The following is a 15,603-nucleotide window of genomic DNA, read 5'->3' as shown; positions in this document are numbered from 1 at the left end:
TCTCCTTAATAGAATTGATCTGGTAAAATCGTTTCACCAAGTTTTTCATTGTCACGGTAATCGATTGGAATATCGATGATAACTGGACCTTGCGTTTTAAATCCTTCTTCTATTGCTTGTTCCAACTCAGCGACAGAGGTCACACGAAGCCCCTTAGCACCAAAAGCTTCTGCATATTTTACAAAATCAACCGGGCCAAAATCCACACCGGAAGCTCGTTGGTATTTCATGATCTCTTGAAATTCCACCATATTGTAACGGCCATCGTTCCAAATCAAATGAATGATCTTCAAATTTTTACGAACAGCTGTTTCTAGATCTTGAGCAGAAAATAAGAAACCACCATCACCAGATACCGAAATGATTTGTGTCTTAGGACGTACTAATGCAGCGGAGATTGCCCATGGCAAAGCAACGCCTAGTGTCTGCATCCCATTGCTAAATAATAGATGTCTTGCTTCATAACTTCTAAAATGACGTGCCATCCAAATGTAGTGACTACCTACATCTACAGTAACAGTCATCTCATCTGTCACTTTATTTTGGAGTGTATTAATGACTTCTAGAGGATGTAAAATTCCTTCGCGGTCTTTTGTTGGCACAATATCACGCTCAGTTAATTTATTTTGCAAAAAGGCTAAGTATTCTTTCGCATCACGTGACACTTGATGCGGTGTTAAAGAATCCGTCAACAGATCCAATGTTTCAGAGATATCCCCGATTAATTCTCTTTCTGGCTGCATGTAAGAATCAATCTCAGCTGGTGTTTCATCAATAACGATTACTCGAGCATCTTTTTCAGCATTCCAGTTTCTTGCTTCATATTCGATTGGATCATAACCAATCGCAATCACTAGATCACTTCGTTTCAATAACATATCTCCTGGTTGATTTCTAAACAAACCGACTCTGCCAAAGAAATAGTTTTCTAATTTTCTAGAGATCACACCAGCGGCTTGGAAAGTTTCTACCACCGGCAAGCCTGTTTTTGCTACTAATCTACGGATCGCTGCTGTTTCTTTTTTACTTGAACCTCGCATCCCAATTAATAAAACAGGTAATTTCGCTTCTTGAATACGTTCCGCTAAATAATCGATATCGCCAGCAGAAGCAGAACCTAATTGTGGATCTTTTAGAGGTTTGATGACTTCATTTTTTACAGTCGCATCTACCACATCTTGTGGGATACTAATAAAGCTTGCTCCTTTTTTCGAACTTTTAGCCATTCGATAAGCATTGGCAATCACTTCTGAAATTGTTTCTGGATCTTGAATTTCTGCACTATATTTAGTGATTGGCTGAAATAAAGCAGCATTGTCCATGCTTTGATGAGTTAATTTAAGTAGATCGCTTCGTTTGACTTGTCCTGCAATTGCAAGAACCGGATCACCTTCAGCCGTAGCGGTCACTAGCCCAGTTGCTAAATTACTAGCTCCAGGACCACTAGTAGCAATGACGACGCCTGGCTCGCCTGTGATTCGTCCAATTGCTTGAGCCATAAAAGCGGCATTTTGTTCATGTCTCGTAACGATTAATTCTGGTCCTTGATCTTCTAACTCATTAAACACCCCATCGATTTTTGCTCCTGGAATCCCAAAAACATATTCGACTTGGTGATTTGTTAAACTTTCTACTACAGCTCTAGAACCTTGTTTCATTTCATCATCCATTACAATATTACTCCCTTTTCATTAAATATTCTCTCGAAAAACGCTTTTTTATTAGTACAGTTTTACAAACTGTTTCACAAAAAGAGTGTAACACAAATTTTTTCATTTGTGTAGTAATATGAAAAATAAGCTGCAGTTTCAGAAAAATTCATGAAACTACAGCTCATTTGATTAGCGATACGATTTTCCCCAAATAGCTAACCCAAGCAATCTCTCATCGATTTGCGCAACTTCAGGCAGTAGCCCCCATAAACAATAACCATTTTTTTCAAATAAACGTTGACTCGCTTGATTACTATCGAAGATAAAGGCTAGCACGGTCTCAATACCTAAGCCAGGGAGCTGTTTTTCTACAAAGTCCATAGCATACTGCCCAATGCCTCTATGTTGATAGGTCTCATCAATATAAATACTGATTTCTACCGTTTGATCATATGCTGGTCGTCCATAAAAATCACTCAAACTGATCCAGCCAATGATTTCCCCTGCTTCTTGCATGATCCATAGCGGACGTTTCTTAGGATCATGGGCTTCAAACCATGCCAATTTATCCTCGATAGTTACGGGCGTTACATCGGCAGTTGATTGTTTCGTTAAAATCGATTGATTGTAAATCTCCACGATGCGAGGTAAATCTTCTTTAGCTGCTATAGAATAACGGATCATATAGTACACACCTTTTTTTGTTTAAAAACTATTATACCAGTTCAAATTTTTAAGACAAGAATCTACTGATAAGATCACTAATCAAAACAAACACGTTTTTTAGCAAATGATAGTTTTTACTTATTTTTATTACGCTTGTATTGATGGATGATTTTCAGTGCTCTTTTTTTCGTTTTGATATTGGGGCTCTTTAGCCGACGATAAGCACTCGCTAAGTCTTGTTTTTCCATTGCTTTCTCCCTTTTTCAAGTCTATTTTTATCAAATAAACCGTTCACGAACTCAAATAGTAATGATTACGATTTATACAAACAATATAACTTCACCCAAAAAATTTGTCAATAAAAAATAAAATGAAATAACGATTATTTTATAATGTAAACAGCAAACAAAGATGGTATTATAAAGTAACAAAAAATTATCAAGGTGAGAAAATGAATAACACTCAATTAACGCTATATATATCCCTGGTCAAATTCCTCGGACAAGCTTTAGGGGAAAACTATGAAGTGGTTCTTCATCATCTGGAAGAAGGTCATTTTCATATCGCTGCCATTGAAAACAATCATATAAGTGGACGAGATATCCATTCTCCTGTTACTGGTTTCGCTTTAGAAATGGTGCGCTCAAAGAAATATCTTAAACAAGATTATTTAGTCAACTATGATGCACAAACAATCAATGGGAAAAAATTAAGAGGTGCCACTTTTTTTATACGCAATGATCAGCAGAAGATAGTCGGATTACTTTGCATTAATCAAGATATCAGCAAATATCAGTCACTCTCAAAGGAGATACTCGCATTAGCTGGCTTATCAACAGAAAAACAACCACTTGCAGTGTTTGATACAAATCACCTCCCCGAATCCGTTGAGATCTTGGAAGAAACCATTGAAGGGATTATCTACTCTATCGTCCCCTCCGATCTCTTGGACAAACAAACTCCTTTAAATAAAGAGTTGAAAATTAAAATCATTCGCCAATTAAATGAAAAAGGAATCTTCCAAATCAAAGGCGCTGTTTCACAAGTGGCTAAGATTCTCAACATATCAGATCCCAGCGTTTATCGTTACCTGAAGATTGCTGAAGGAGAAAAGTAAAGAGATTGCGAAAGCATCGGTTACCTCCAATGACAATAAGCAAGCATTTTTTTAACAGCTTCTCAGACATGATGGGCTTTGAAACTAAAGACGGCACTCCTCTTCACTAAGGCGTGCCGTCTTATTTCTTGGTTGTTTCACTTTTGAAACAGATGAAGGCTATTGTAAAAACGATCCAATCAGCGAGTTGGTATCAACTCATTACCTAGATATCATTTGATCACTAATTGAACACATAACTTTTCCCATTGTCTATTACTCTTCTTCATTTTTTTATTCAATGGTGCCAAAAACGCTTGTTTATCAAATGTTCCTTCCCACTTATCTACCATAATCGCAGAAACCATTGAGCCTGCGACGTTCAACATGGTACGTCCCATATCAACAATCGGATCGATACCAAATATCGCTCCAATACTTGTGATCGTGTGTCCAAACCCTAAGCCATTAAGAGTAACTGTCGCCGCAACAGTCGCCGTACCAGGCACACCAGCAATTCCGATGGATCCTACCGTAACGACAACGACCACCAAGAAATAAAAGGATAGATCCATTTCCGCGCCAACAGCTGATCCCATTAAAACACCAAGCATAGCAGGGAATACACCAGCACATCCATTCATACCAATCGAAGTTCCTAAAGTAGCAACAAAATTTGCCGTTTCTTGAGACACACCTAGATCTTCTTCCAGATTTTTCAAAGTATAAGGTAAAGTTCCTACACTTGAACGGGAAGAAAAAGCAAACAATAGTGTCGTAAATGCTTTTTTGTAAAAAACAATTGGATTCACACCCATGAATAGTAATAAAATGACATAAACGATCAACATCAAAAGAACACCAGTATATAGAGCTGCAATAAATCCGATCATTCCCATAATTGCTTGAATCCCTCTAGAAATAATTGTATTACTTACTAAGGCAACAACCCCATACGGCATCAACTTGATCACGTTAGTTAAAACGGAAATTACGGTTACTTTTAATGAGTCCAACAACGTAACAAAAGGCGCCACTTGATCCGGTTTTTTGACTTGTAAGAAGCGAATAGCTCCAGCAAACATAGCCGCTATGATCACAACCGATACAATACTCCCATTATCCCCCATCACACTAACTATATTGTTAGGTATCAGTTTCAAGAAAAATTCCGGGAAACTTTGCGAAGCAATATTACTAATACTTTCTGCTTTGTCTGCTGCCAAGTCTCCAGCAAACTCTGCACCGTTAAGCCGATAGAGTTTGACAACCGCAATCCCCAATGCTGCAGAGATAGCCGTAGTCCCTAGTAATGTTGCAAAAGTTTTTCCCGTCAAATATTTTAACCGTTCTCCTTTGACATCAATCACTACTTTGATAATCGATAAGAACACGACAGGAATAGCTAGCAACTGGATCATCTTCAAGAATCCTGAACCAACTAGGGCATACCAGGCATTGATTTCCGTTCGAGCAAATTCGGTATAAATTTCGCTATCGGAACCAATCAAATCAATGACAACCCCTAAAAGCAAACCAAGAATAAGAGCATAAATCATTCGTTTTGAGAAATTAATCCGTTTGTCTTTGAGGTACTTCATTACCCCAAGGGAGAGAATCAGCAAAGCGATTCCTCCCGCAGTATAATAATTACTTACTTTCAGAAATTGAGTAAAAAAAGGTGCATCGATCAATTTATTCATCCCCTTTATTTTGCAGTATTTGCTACAACATTTAGTGCTTCCCACGTAGAAGAAAAAGGTGGTGCATAAGCAAAATCAACAAATCCTAATTCTTCAGTCGTCATTTGAGCGTGTATCGCAACAGCTAAGCCAGTCGCACGAAGAACTGTTTCATTTTTCCCGAATAGTTGGGCACCATACAACACTTTTGTTTGTCGGTCATAAACCAGTTTGATCATGATTTTTTCTTGAGTTCCATAATAATTTGAGTGATTCATCGTCTCAATACAAGTCGTTTTGATATCTAATCCTTTTTCTCTTGCCATTTTTTCAGTGATACCAGTCGCTGCTGCCTCATACTCTCCTACTTTGATCGCACTGCTGCCTAATGTCCCTGAATATTCCTGCATCTGTACACCGCTAAGATTGATCCCAACGATCCGTCCCATTTTATTCGCTGTAGTCACTAAAGGAAGGTAAATATCCCCTAAGATTCGATGGGGAATCGAAGCACAGTCACCTGCCGCAAATACATCTTTTTGAGACGTTCTCCCATATGTATCGATTTTAATTGCACCATTTCCTAACAATTCCAATTGATCATTCAAAAAGCTGGTATTAGGAACAAATCCAGCAGCAACGATCACCGCATCCGCCTGATAACTTCCTCTATTCGTTTTGACAGCTACCACTTGTTCATGATTTTTTTCGATCTCTAGAACAGACTCCTCCAAGGAAACCCTTACATTTTCTTCTTCAATAGCTTCTTTAATTTTAGTAGAAAATTCCGGATCAAATGAACGATTCATCAAGTGAGGAGCCATCTCGATCAAATGAATATTTTTTCCTGCTTTCGTTAACTGATCAGCTACTTCAATGCCAATAAATCCACCACCCAGGATGACAATATTTTGATAATTTGATAATTCTTGCTGTAGTCGTTTGACTTCATTAAGTTTTGTAATCGTATATACATCACTGGAATCAATACCAGCAATGTTAGGAACAAACGGCTTTGCACCGACAGCCAGCATCAGACGATCATAAGTTTCATGACTTACTTCATTTGTACTTAAATTTTTTACAGCTAACGTTTTAGTGGCAAATTCGATTGATTCTACTCGATGGCGCAACAATAATTTAATTCCTAAACGTTCGATTTGTTCAGGCGTTCGAGCAAACATCTCTTGTTCATCATTAAATTCTTCACCTAAATAATAAGGAAGTCCACAAGCGCCGAAAGAGATATAATCCTCTTGTTCAATCACAATGATTTCTGCATCTGGATTGACTCTCTTTGCTTTGGCCGCCGCGCTCATTCCTGCAGCAATTCCACCAATGATTATTATTTTCATTCTTTCTTCCTCTTTTCTTATGCTTTAGATAAAACCCATTCGATTTCTATTAAAGCATCTTTTGGTAAGGCAACGACTTGAAAAGCTGATCGTGCTGGGAAACGTTCACCAAAGTGTTCTGCGTACACTTGATTAAATGCTTCAAAATGATTCATATCAGTTAGAAAACAAGTCGTTTTAACCACTTGATTCATGGTCAAGTCTAGCTCCTCCAACACTTGTGATATATTGATCATGATTTGGTTCGTTTGTGCTTTAATCTCTTCAGAAACGATTTCACCAGTGGTTGGATCGATTGGTAACTGTCCAGAAACAAAGATCAAGTCTCCCGCCACGCGGTATTTTTCATACGGTAATTTGTTGCTACTCATTCTTTTCCTCCTTTAATAATTTTTTATCATAGAATACAATTACACTAAAAAATTATCATATATTTTCAAGGCAGTCAACCACTTTCAGAGTTTTTAAAAACCGCAAAAATTCTTTTATTTAAAATAAAATTATAAAAACTAATGTTATTTAAAATCTAACGCAAGCAATTAATTTCATTGATAATTTTTTATCAAGAAAGCGTTGACATAACGGAAATGAATGTGTTATTTTTGAGATACATGAAGTAGGTTTGGAGGAAACCCATATGAATATCAACACAAAAATTCTACACGATTACCCAGTCATCGACCCAGTTACAGGCGCATCGTCGATACCTAAATATCAAACTTCCACGTTTCATCAAAAAAATGTCTTCACTCACACAGGTTTTAGTTACACTCGTTTTGGTAACCCTACTGTCGAAGCGGCGGAAAAATGTATTGCTTCATTAGAAAACGCGCAGTTCGGTTTAGCCTTTTCATCAGGAATGGCTGCTATTAACGCTGTCCTGTTCCTTTTATCCAAAGGAGATCATTTAGTACTAGGTAAAAATATTTATGGTGGAACCTTCCAAAGCATCCATCTTTTCTTAGCTCGTTTCGGGATCGATTGCACTTTTGTTGATGAAACGGATATTGATTCTTGGCAAAAAGCGATTAAAAAAGAAACAAAAATGTTTTACATTGAAACTCCTTCCAATCCATTATTAACAATCACTGATATAAAGAAAGTGACTGAATTGGCTAACGAGTATCAGATCTTAACAGTTGCAGATAATACATTTATGACACCCATTTCACAACATCCTTTAGATTTAGGTGTTGATATCGTGATACATAGTGCAACAAAGTTTATCAATGGACATAGTGACGTTGTTGCAGGTTTGGTCGCTACAAATAACGAGGAGCTGTATCAGCAATTAAAGGAACATCAAAAAGCACTGGGCGGGATTTTAGGTCCTGAAGATGCTTGGCTACTATTGCGCGGCGTTAAAACGCTGGGGTTAAGAATGGAAAAATCAGTTCGAAACGCTAGTGAATTAGCTAACTTTCTCGTCAATCATCCGAAAGTAACAAACGTTTATTATCCTGGTCTTGAACAGCATGCTGGACATTCGATCCATCAAAAACAATGCGAAGACTGTGGTGCTATTTTGTCATTTGAAGTAGATTCAGTTAAGCAAATTGAAACCTTATTCACACACTGTCGTGTACCAATCGTCGCTGTCAGTCTCGGCGGTGTGGAATCCATCCTTTCTTATCCTTGGGCGATGTCTCATGCCAGTATGCCTGAAAAGGATCGATTAGCGATGGGTGTCACTGAAACTTTAGTTCGGCTTTCATGCGGGATCGAAGATGTAGAAGATTTGATCGCTGATCTTGATGATGCGTTAAATGCTATGTAGTTTCACTCACTATCTGATATTCATGGTGAGTTCTATCATCGAAAATAAGCCGGATAATCCCCAAATAGTTCCTCCTATTTGGGATTATCCGGCTTATTTCTTAGAGTTAGACACTTCCGACATGCCTTCTTTTTCATCAAATTTTTTTATTCCATCATTGGTAAAAATTTCAGAACTGTTTTATTTAGGCTGTAAAAGTTCTCTTAACCAACTGTTGGCTAACATGGACTAATATCTTATTGTTCTAATAAATACCGATCGTAATTCTCGATTTTCTTATGTAATCGTGTTAAACACTCTTGCATCTCATCGATCTTTTGAATCAAATGCTGTCTTTCTGTCATCAATAATTGCTTCCTAGCAGCAATTGTCTGGTCTCCTTGCTTACACAATTTATTGTATTCGATCAACGACTCAATGGATAAGCCAGCATTTCTCATACAAATTGTAAAATCTACCCAGTTGAGGTCTTCTTCTGTATAATCACGGATTCCGCCTTTCGTGCGATGTACAGGTGGAATGAGACCAATTTTCTCATAATAACGTAATGTATCGGGCGAGATCCCTTTCGTTTCACTCACTTGTTTGATGTTCATAGTCGATATCCCCTTTTTTCTGTTCCATCTCGTTCATAATTGACTATCCTAACATTTATCTGCTTGGACAAACCCAATAAACGAATGGAGATTTATGCATGATCATCGTCGCATTTGAAACAACGTACAAAAAATGATCTAGTCTTTCGGCTCTCACTATAAGGGATTTTTCTCAAAAAAGCTAGCAGACCTAAAAAATTCGAGAAGTAACGAACCATACAGCTCCTGTTACTCCTACGAATTTTCTCTTATCATTCACTCGTACATCAAGATGTGGATTTTATTCTTTGTACACGAAATGCTTGATTCTTTGCTAAATAAAAAGGGCGTAAGTATGCAACCGTGTTGGAAAGCGGTAAAATATCTTTACTTAAATCAATGTTTAGCACTTCTTTCAAATACGTTTGACGAATCATAATGCGTTGCCATAATTCTGGATACTTTTCTTTGATTTTTCCTTGCAGTGCCTCATCAGCTAATACCACACATTCTTCCGCACTAACACCTGTATAACCCGGAACTGAAGGAATGATATCTAGTTGAAAAATCATCCCACTTTCAAGTATTTCTTGCGACTCTTGATAAATAGGTGAAGCTAACCACTCTTCATCTGCTGTCAAGTGACCAGGATTTAAATGCCAATGGAACTGTTTTTTTGGTAAAATAGTCTCAACTAGTTGATAAACTTCTTCGCCTCTCATCCCCACTTTGATTGTTTCTAACCAATGAACAATTGCTTGAAAATAAGGTTTAGCCACTTTTTCTAAATAATCCGCTTGCTCTGACGGAAGTTGTTTTTCATGTTCGATGACAAACCCTGTTCTGCTAGATAGACCACCTTTAAACCCAGTAGTTAAAGACAACGCATCCCCAAGTTTAATTGTTTTATCGGTTGGGTAAAGATTAGCATATTCGAAACGTTGCCCTGTCGCAGCAATTGTCACTACCGTGTTCGGTTGTCCTTTTCCATTTAACAATGCTCCAATTTCAGACTCTTTTACACCTACTTCAATCTTGTTTAGTGCTTGTAACATGCAACTAGAAGCTAGATTGGCACCAAATTCATAATGAGCGATCTCATTGGCGTTATTTGTTCTCCGTATTCCTTTTTCCCCGATCAACAGCGAACTAGCATTTAGTAGTTCAGTCGTTTCACCTTTTGCTTTTTCGATTGCTTCAATAATAAAGTGAGGAACATCGAATAGCTTGGTCGCTTCTTTCTTCCGTGTAGTAAACATTTTCCAACCAACTACCCCGATTTTTTTCTTTTCAACGAACCCTAACGAGGTAAATAATTGTTCTAAAGGTTGTTCGTGATCCATTGGTTGATTCGGCAATGAAAAAGGTGGATAATGAACCAATTCTGATTGGATTCGTGCATGTTTACATAGTTTCAGATTTTCATTTCCCAAAATCAAGGTACTTTTTCCACTATCTTCCATAACAAATAATCCTTCTTCAAACCGTGGAATAAATCCCGTAAAATATTCAAAATTGCTACCATGCTCACGATCTGCATAAATGATTAGTGTGTCAATCGCTTCTTCTCTCATCCTTTGTATCATTCGTTTTTTTCTCATCTCAATCGTTTCATCTGTTAAGAAAACCGGTGAGACATCTGCAAATGTTTTCGGCTCAGTCAACACATCTAAAATTATATTTTTCTTTTCCATACTTACTCCTTTATTGATCTAATATAAGACATTCCACCTGATTATTTATCAAAGCTTGTTGCAACTGCTTGCTGGGAGGTTGATCTGTTACTAGAAAATCAATCTCTTTTAAATCACAAACCTTAAAAAAGCCGGTTTTATCCATTTTTGTATGATCTGCTAAAGCAACCACCGTTTTTGCCTGTTTGACCATTTGGCGTTTGACAAGTCCTTCTTCTTCCGTATGGATGAATATCCCTTCAGACGATAAAGCAAAAACACCTAAAAATGTATAGTCTACACTGTATTGTTTTAATTTCTCAATAGTATCTGCGCCATGTAAAAAAAGTTGTGTTTTGTGCAATTTTCCCGGCAATAGCGTAATCATAGTTGCTGACCTTTTTGCCAACAGCATCGCATGAGTCAAAGAATTAGTGATAGCTGTCAAAGGTTTCATCCCTATTTGATTGATCACACTTTCTACAGTAGTGGAGGAATCGAAAATAACCGATGAATTGTCTTTAATGATAGCTGCAGCGGTTTTTCCTAACTGAAGTTTCACTCCATTTAATTTAGTTGAACGTTGCTCATAATCAAAAATAGTTGCTTCTCTTTCTAATAAAATCGCTCCGCCGTGTGTTCTGCGAACTATATTTTTTTCTTCTAACTTCATTAAATCACGTCTGATCGTGTCTTTAGATACTTCCAGCTGTTCTGCTAAGTCATCAATCGCAGCATTTTGTTTTTCTTTCATGATTTTGATTATTTTTTTCAAACGAATTTCCCTCAGCATGAAACCGCCTCCCTTAAGTCACTTTACTACAGTTTGCAACTCTTTGCAATATTTTGCAATATATCGCATTTTGTCGCAAAAAAATTGCCAAATGTAATCAAATGATTTGTGCTATAATAAGCAGACAGCGATGATTCCGTTACTGATATGGAAAAATCTTATATAGGAAAGTAGATGAATCTATGAAAATCGTTCCTCCAAAAATTTCTCCCACATTACCACTTAAGCCCTTTTCTACAATCTATTCCGAAGAGGAACCAATGCTTGAAATGTGCAAAGTAGCCAATGACGAAGCAATCGAAGCATTTTTCGATCGTCCCCGTTTTTACAATATGGAATTTGATCACTGTCAATTTACAAATAGCGATTTTAGTCAGGTCGAGTTCGTAGATGTTCGCTTTAAAAATTGTGATCTTTCCAACGTCAATATGACAAAAGCCTCTATCCACCGAGTAGAATTTATCAATTGCAAACTACTTGGGACAACCTTTCAAGAATCAACGATTAAAAACGTTACTTTTAAAGATTGTCTAATCAATCTAGCTGCTTTTGGCTATGCTAAAATGGAGAATAATCAATTTTGCCATTGTTCACTGGAAAACGCCGATCTTTATCATTGTCACTTCAAAGGAATCGTTTTTGACAATTGTGAATTGAACGAAGCGAATTTTCAGCAAACCTCTTTAAAAGGCGTTGATTTAAGCTCCTCTAATTTTGAAACATTAGGCATTACGATCAATGAATTAAAAGGTTGCCAGGTCTCAACCTACCAGGCCTTAAAATTCTCAACATTGTTAGGACTAATTATAAAAGAGTAAGTGAACAGTCTAAGCTTAATTCCCTAGAAGAAATACGATGAACACCATAAAAAGGTCATGAAAGATACAGTAAGCTCTGGTTTGTTCGGAGCTATTTGTTTCTTTCATGACCTTTTTGAACTATCTTTCTTGGATTTAATACTTATTAAACAGACTTCACTGTTTCATCTTTATGTTTACGAGCGGTAATCACGTAAACGATAACCAACACCAATTTCAGTAATGATATATTCAGGCTTCAACGTATTTGTTTCAATTTTTTTGCGGATATTTGACATATTGACTCGCAAAATTTGGGAATCTTCGCTGTATGGCCCCCATACTTGGGTCATTAATGTTTGGTAAGTGACTACTTTACCAATCTGCTCAAATAAACATTTAAGTAATCGATATTCATTTTTTGTTAAATGGATTTCTTGGTCATTTTTATAAACCAACTGCTTATCAAAATCGATTTTCAATGCATTATTTACTACGATCAACGTCTGTTCTTCTTTGGTTTTCTTATGGCGTAAAGCTGTTCTTATACGAGCTAGAAGTTCGTTAGTCCCGAAAGGTTTGGTGACGTAATCATCTGCTCCTAAATCAAGGGCGGCTACTTTTTCATTTTCGTCCTTTCGTGCAGAGATCACCACGATCGGAAGATCCATCCGTTTCCTCAATATTTTCAAGAGATCCATTCCATCAATATCCGGTAAACCTAGATCAAGTAAAATGACATCAAATGTTTCTGCCTGTAAAGCAGTTAAAGCTTCCATCCCATTTGCTGCTACCGTTAATCTATATTGTTCTCGCTCAAAAACCACTTCCATGAAGTCGGTAATATTGGGATCATCTTCAATCAATAAGATCATCTTATTCATAAAAAACTCCTTACTTTAAATAGATTCGGACAATCGTTTCCCCATTATCGGCAATCATCTCCATTTGTCCGTTATGAGCACGAATGATCGTGTTGACAATACTTAACCCAATTCCCAATCCGTTTTTAGAATCAACAGGCACCTCATTTGGTTGAGTCAGATTATTTTGGATTTTTTGAAATTGTTCGATAGGAATCTCACCCTTATTTCTAATCTCAATCCTCGTTTCTTCTCCATTTTGGCTCACAGTCAATCGTACAGGTTGCTGTTTTTCACCGTGTCTCAAAGCATTCTCAATCAAATTGAACAAAGCTTGTTCAATTAAAATAGGATCTGCTTGGATGAATAGCATGTTTTCTGGTAATACGACATCTAATTGGCTATCTGGATACACTTTTTTCAAATGACTATACACAGCTTCGATAATTTCTTCAATCGGTTCCGCTGATTTATTCACTTTCATTGTATTCATATTGATCCGTGTAATCGATAATAAATTTTCCACCATCCGAATCAACCATTGGGACTCATCTTGAATATCTTGCAATAATTTTTGTTGGGTTTCATTCGACACACTTTTTTCATTGTTTAACGTCTCCGCAATCCCTGAAATTGCCGTTAATGGTGTCCGCAAATCATGCGAGACCGCTCGGAGCAAATTGCTGCGGACTCTTTCTCGTTCATTCTCAAGTTCGATTTGCTCTTTCTCATTTTTCAATTGATTTTGTTCCAGAATCGTTGCCAGTTGTGTAATGAGCAACTTTAAATAGTTTAGTTGATCGTTTTGTAGGTCGTGGGAATGACTTCGTTCCATTCCTAAAACAGCTACGACTTTTCCATTAGTAAGGATCGGTAAATAGAATCCTTTTGCTCCTCCGAGGGTATCGGTTCCATTTCCTGCTTCCTGTTGATTTTTTGCTGTCCAAACAGCTACTGCAATTTCTTCACTGATATTAAGTCTTGATTTTTTCCGATCGACACGATGCACACTTTTCACTTGTCCTTCAGAATCAAAGAGAACCACTTCCCGATCTAACAAACGTGAAAGATACGTCGCAGTAATATCAAAAATTTGTTGTTGATCTTGTGCCAACACATATTGTTTATTCAATTCATAAAGAATTTCCATTTGATGCTCTTTTTCCATAGAATAAACTGCTTGTTTTTTTAACCGCACCATTAAGTTACTAATCATCAGAGCAACTAAAAACATGATCAAAAGAGTGAACGGATAGCCTTGTTTATAGACTGTCAATGAATAAAGCGGCTCAACAAAAAACCAATTGAACGATAGTACACTAAGGATTGATGCTAAAGCACTCCAAAAATAACCGGAAGTCATCCGAGCGACTAATAAGACGAAAAAGAGATAGATCAACATCAGATTTTGATCACCGACGTTCAAATACTGCATCAACTCAGTAATTAAAGTGGCACAAAAAACAGCACCTAATGCATACCCTAGATCTTTCCCGCCGCCTTCAATGATTTTTCTTGTATGAAATAAAAAAGACGGTCTAGTTTCTTGAAATGGGATCAAATGGATCTCTGTATCATTCAATCGCTTCAGCAATCGGTTTTCAAACGATTCTAAAAATAATCGTTCATACCATGGTTGTCGTAGATTCTTTCCCATGATGATATCTGTGATACCAGTCATTTTAGCGTATTCAACGATCGTTTCAAAGCTTCCTTCTTCTTCCATACTGATCACTTCTCCACCAAGTTTGTCAGCAAGTGGTAAGTTTGTCGGCGTGTCTTCATGTGAACGAATCTGAATAACGACCCATTGCGCACCTAAGCCCTGCGCTAATCTTGCAGTCCAACGAATACACTTTTCTGCCATTTTAGGAAAATCGTCATTAACAATAGTCAACAACTTGCTTTGGATTCGATTGGTTTGACTACTAACTTGATTGATATGGTCGGAAGCTCTTTGGATCGCTAAACCTCTCAGATGATTCAACTTTTGTGGGGTAAAAAAATTTTTTAAGGCTCGTTTTGCATTTTCGTTGGTATAGATCTTTCCTTCTTCTAACCGTAAGATCAATTCTTCCGGCTCAACATCGATCACTTTCAAAGATGCTTGTTGAAAGAAAGTATCTGGCACGGTTTCTTTTACTTCCACACCTGTTACATTAACAACAACATCATTCAAACTTTCGATATGTTGCACATTAATCGTTGTAAAAACGTTGATTCCAGCATTCAGTAACTCTGCCACGTCTTGGTAACGTTTCTTATTTCTTGAACCATGCGCATTGGTGTGTGCTAATTCATCGATCAAAACTACTTCGGGCTTTCGCTTGATCAAGCGATCAATATCAGGTTCAAATAAAGTGATTGATTTGTAATTGATTTCTTTGGGTGGGATCTGAGGCATACCTTCGAGTAGTTGATTCGTTTCTGGTCGATCATGAGGCTCAATATAGCCAATCACGACATCTTTACCTAAGGCAAATAATTCTCTAGCTTCTAAGAGCATCGCATACGTTTTACCGACACCAGCCGCAAAACCAAAGAATACTCTTAGTTTGCCCTTCTTCCCTTGCTGTCTTTGCATAAAATCTTCTGATACACTCGATAACGACATCCTTTCCCCCTCCAACTTATCCTTTATGTAAGTCTGAGCCATTTTCCGATTGGCTAAAAC

14 protein-coding genes are annotated in these 15,603 nt (G+C 37.3%); 3 read left to right on the top strand and 11 right to left on the bottom strand.

Annotated elements, in window-relative coordinates; genetic code table 11:
• Window positions 1–5: 5 nt before the first annotated feature.
• The 3 genes from alsS to AB3H93_RS05825 all read right to left on the bottom strand — a co-directional run bounded on the left by alsS (window position 6) and on the right by AB3H93_RS05825 (window position 2,566).
• Complete coding sequence (gene alsS, locus AB3H93_RS05835) at window positions 6–1,670, bottom strand: acetolactate synthase AlsS (RefSeq protein WP_368020281.1); 1,665 nt, start codon at window positions 1,668–1,670, stop codon at window positions 6–8.
• A 171-nt stretch (window positions 1,671–1,841) separates the two neighbouring features.
• Window positions 1,842–2,336, bottom strand: coding sequence for a GNAT family N-acetyltransferase (locus tag AB3H93_RS05830; RefSeq protein WP_096708916.1), 495 nt, complete (start codon window positions 2,334–2,336; stop codon window positions 1,842–1,844).
• A 116-nt stretch (window positions 2,337–2,452) separates the two neighbouring features.
• A complete protein-coding gene (locus tag AB3H93_RS05825; RefSeq protein WP_010718433.1) occupies window positions 2,453–2,566 on the bottom strand; it encodes a putative metal homeostasis protein in 114 nt (37 codons plus the stop codon).
• Between the two features lie 203 nt (window positions 2,567–2,769).
• Here AB3H93_RS05825 and AB3H93_RS05820 point away from each other — a divergent pair, with 203 nt between their 5' ends.
• Window positions 2,770–3,435 (top strand): transcriptional regulator, encoded by a 666-nt coding sequence (locus tag AB3H93_RS05820; protein WP_010737898.1) that lies wholly within the window; start codon window positions 2,770–2,772, stop codon window positions 3,433–3,435.
• Window positions 3,436–3,647: 212 nt separating this feature from the next.
• On the opposite strand, the gene AB3H93_RS05815 is transcribed toward AB3H93_RS05820, so the two are convergent.
• Genes AB3H93_RS05815 through AB3H93_RS05805 form a run of 3 tightly spaced genes read right to left on the bottom strand, consistent with a single transcriptional unit; the run spans window position 3,648 to window position 6,822 of the window.
• Window positions 3,648–5,108 carry a cation:dicarboxylase symporter family transporter gene (locus AB3H93_RS05815; RefSeq protein ID WP_368020280.1) on the bottom strand — a complete coding sequence of 487 codons (1,461 nt, stop codon included), beginning with the start codon at window positions 5,106–5,108 and terminating at the stop codon, window positions 3,648–3,650.
• A 14-nt stretch (window positions 5,109–5,122) separates the two neighbouring features.
• Window positions 5,123–6,451 (bottom strand): CoA-disulfide reductase, encoded by a 1,329-nt coding sequence (locus AB3H93_RS05810; protein ID WP_368020279.1) that lies wholly within the window; start codon window positions 6,449–6,451, stop codon window positions 5,123–5,125.
• 17 nt (window positions 6,452–6,468) lie between these two features.
• Entirely contained in the window at window positions 6,469–6,822 is a 354-nt protein-coding gene (locus AB3H93_RS05805) for a Rid family detoxifying hydrolase (RefSeq protein WP_010718437.1), read from the bottom strand.
• A 266-nt stretch (window positions 6,823–7,088) separates the two neighbouring features.
• On the opposite strand from AB3H93_RS05805, the gene AB3H93_RS05800 reads away from it, so the two are divergent.
• Window positions 7,089–8,228 (top strand): PLP-dependent aspartate aminotransferase family protein, encoded by a 1,140-nt coding sequence (locus tag AB3H93_RS05800; RefSeq protein ID WP_034700797.1) that lies wholly within the window; start codon window positions 7,089–7,091, stop codon window positions 8,226–8,228.
• A 236-nt stretch (window positions 8,229–8,464) separates the two neighbouring features.
• Here the strand turns inward: AB3H93_RS05800 and AB3H93_RS05795 are convergent, their stop codons facing one another.
• The 3 genes from AB3H93_RS05795 to AB3H93_RS05785 form a co-directional block, all read right to left on the bottom strand.
• Entirely contained in the window at window positions 8,465–8,824 is a 360-nt protein-coding gene (locus tag AB3H93_RS05795; RefSeq protein WP_010737903.1) for a MerR family transcriptional regulator, read from the bottom strand.
• Between the two features lie 266 nt (window positions 8,825–9,090).
• Window positions 9,091–10,497 carry a M24 family metallopeptidase gene (locus AB3H93_RS05790; protein WP_368020278.1) on the bottom strand — a complete coding sequence of 469 codons (1,407 nt, stop codon included), beginning with the start codon at window positions 10,495–10,497 and terminating at the stop codon, window positions 9,091–9,093.
• Window positions 10,498–10,507: 10 nt separating this feature from the next.
• The gene (locus AB3H93_RS05785; RefSeq protein ID WP_368020277.1) at window positions 10,508–11,269 is read right to left on the bottom strand and encodes a DeoR/GlpR family DNA-binding transcription regulator; all 762 of its coding nucleotides are present in this window, start codon (window positions 11,267–11,269) and stop codon (window positions 10,508–10,510) included.
• 260 nt (window positions 11,270–11,529) lie between these two features.
• On the opposite strand from AB3H93_RS05785, the gene AB3H93_RS05780 reads away from it, so the two are divergent.
• Entirely contained in the window at window positions 11,530–12,087 is a 558-nt protein-coding gene (locus AB3H93_RS05780; protein WP_368020276.1) for a pentapeptide repeat-containing protein, read from the top strand.
• 176 nt (window positions 12,088–12,263) lie between these two features.
• Here AB3H93_RS05780 and AB3H93_RS05775 read toward each other — a convergent pair whose 3' ends face one another.
• Both AB3H93_RS05775 and AB3H93_RS05770 read right to left on the bottom strand, forming a co-directional pair.
• Complete coding sequence (locus AB3H93_RS05775) at window positions 12,264–12,950, bottom strand: response regulator transcription factor (RefSeq protein WP_010718443.1); 687 nt, start codon at window positions 12,948–12,950, stop codon at window positions 12,264–12,266.
• Between the two features lie 10 nt (window positions 12,951–12,960).
• Entirely contained in the window at window positions 12,961–15,543 is a 2,583-nt protein-coding gene (locus AB3H93_RS05770) for a DUF4118 domain-containing protein (protein ID WP_368020275.1), read from the bottom strand.
• Between the last annotated feature and the right edge of the window lie 60 nt (window positions 15,544–15,603).

Origin of the sequence: Enterococcus sp. C74, from assembly GCF_040887125.1 — a bacterium.
In the GTDB taxonomy this organism is placed as follows: Bacteria; Bacillota; Bacilli; order Lactobacillales; family Enterococcaceae; genus Enterococcus_B; species Enterococcus_B hirae.
Note: the sequence above shows the minus strand (reverse complement) of the source record. Positions and strands in the feature narration are given on the sequence as shown.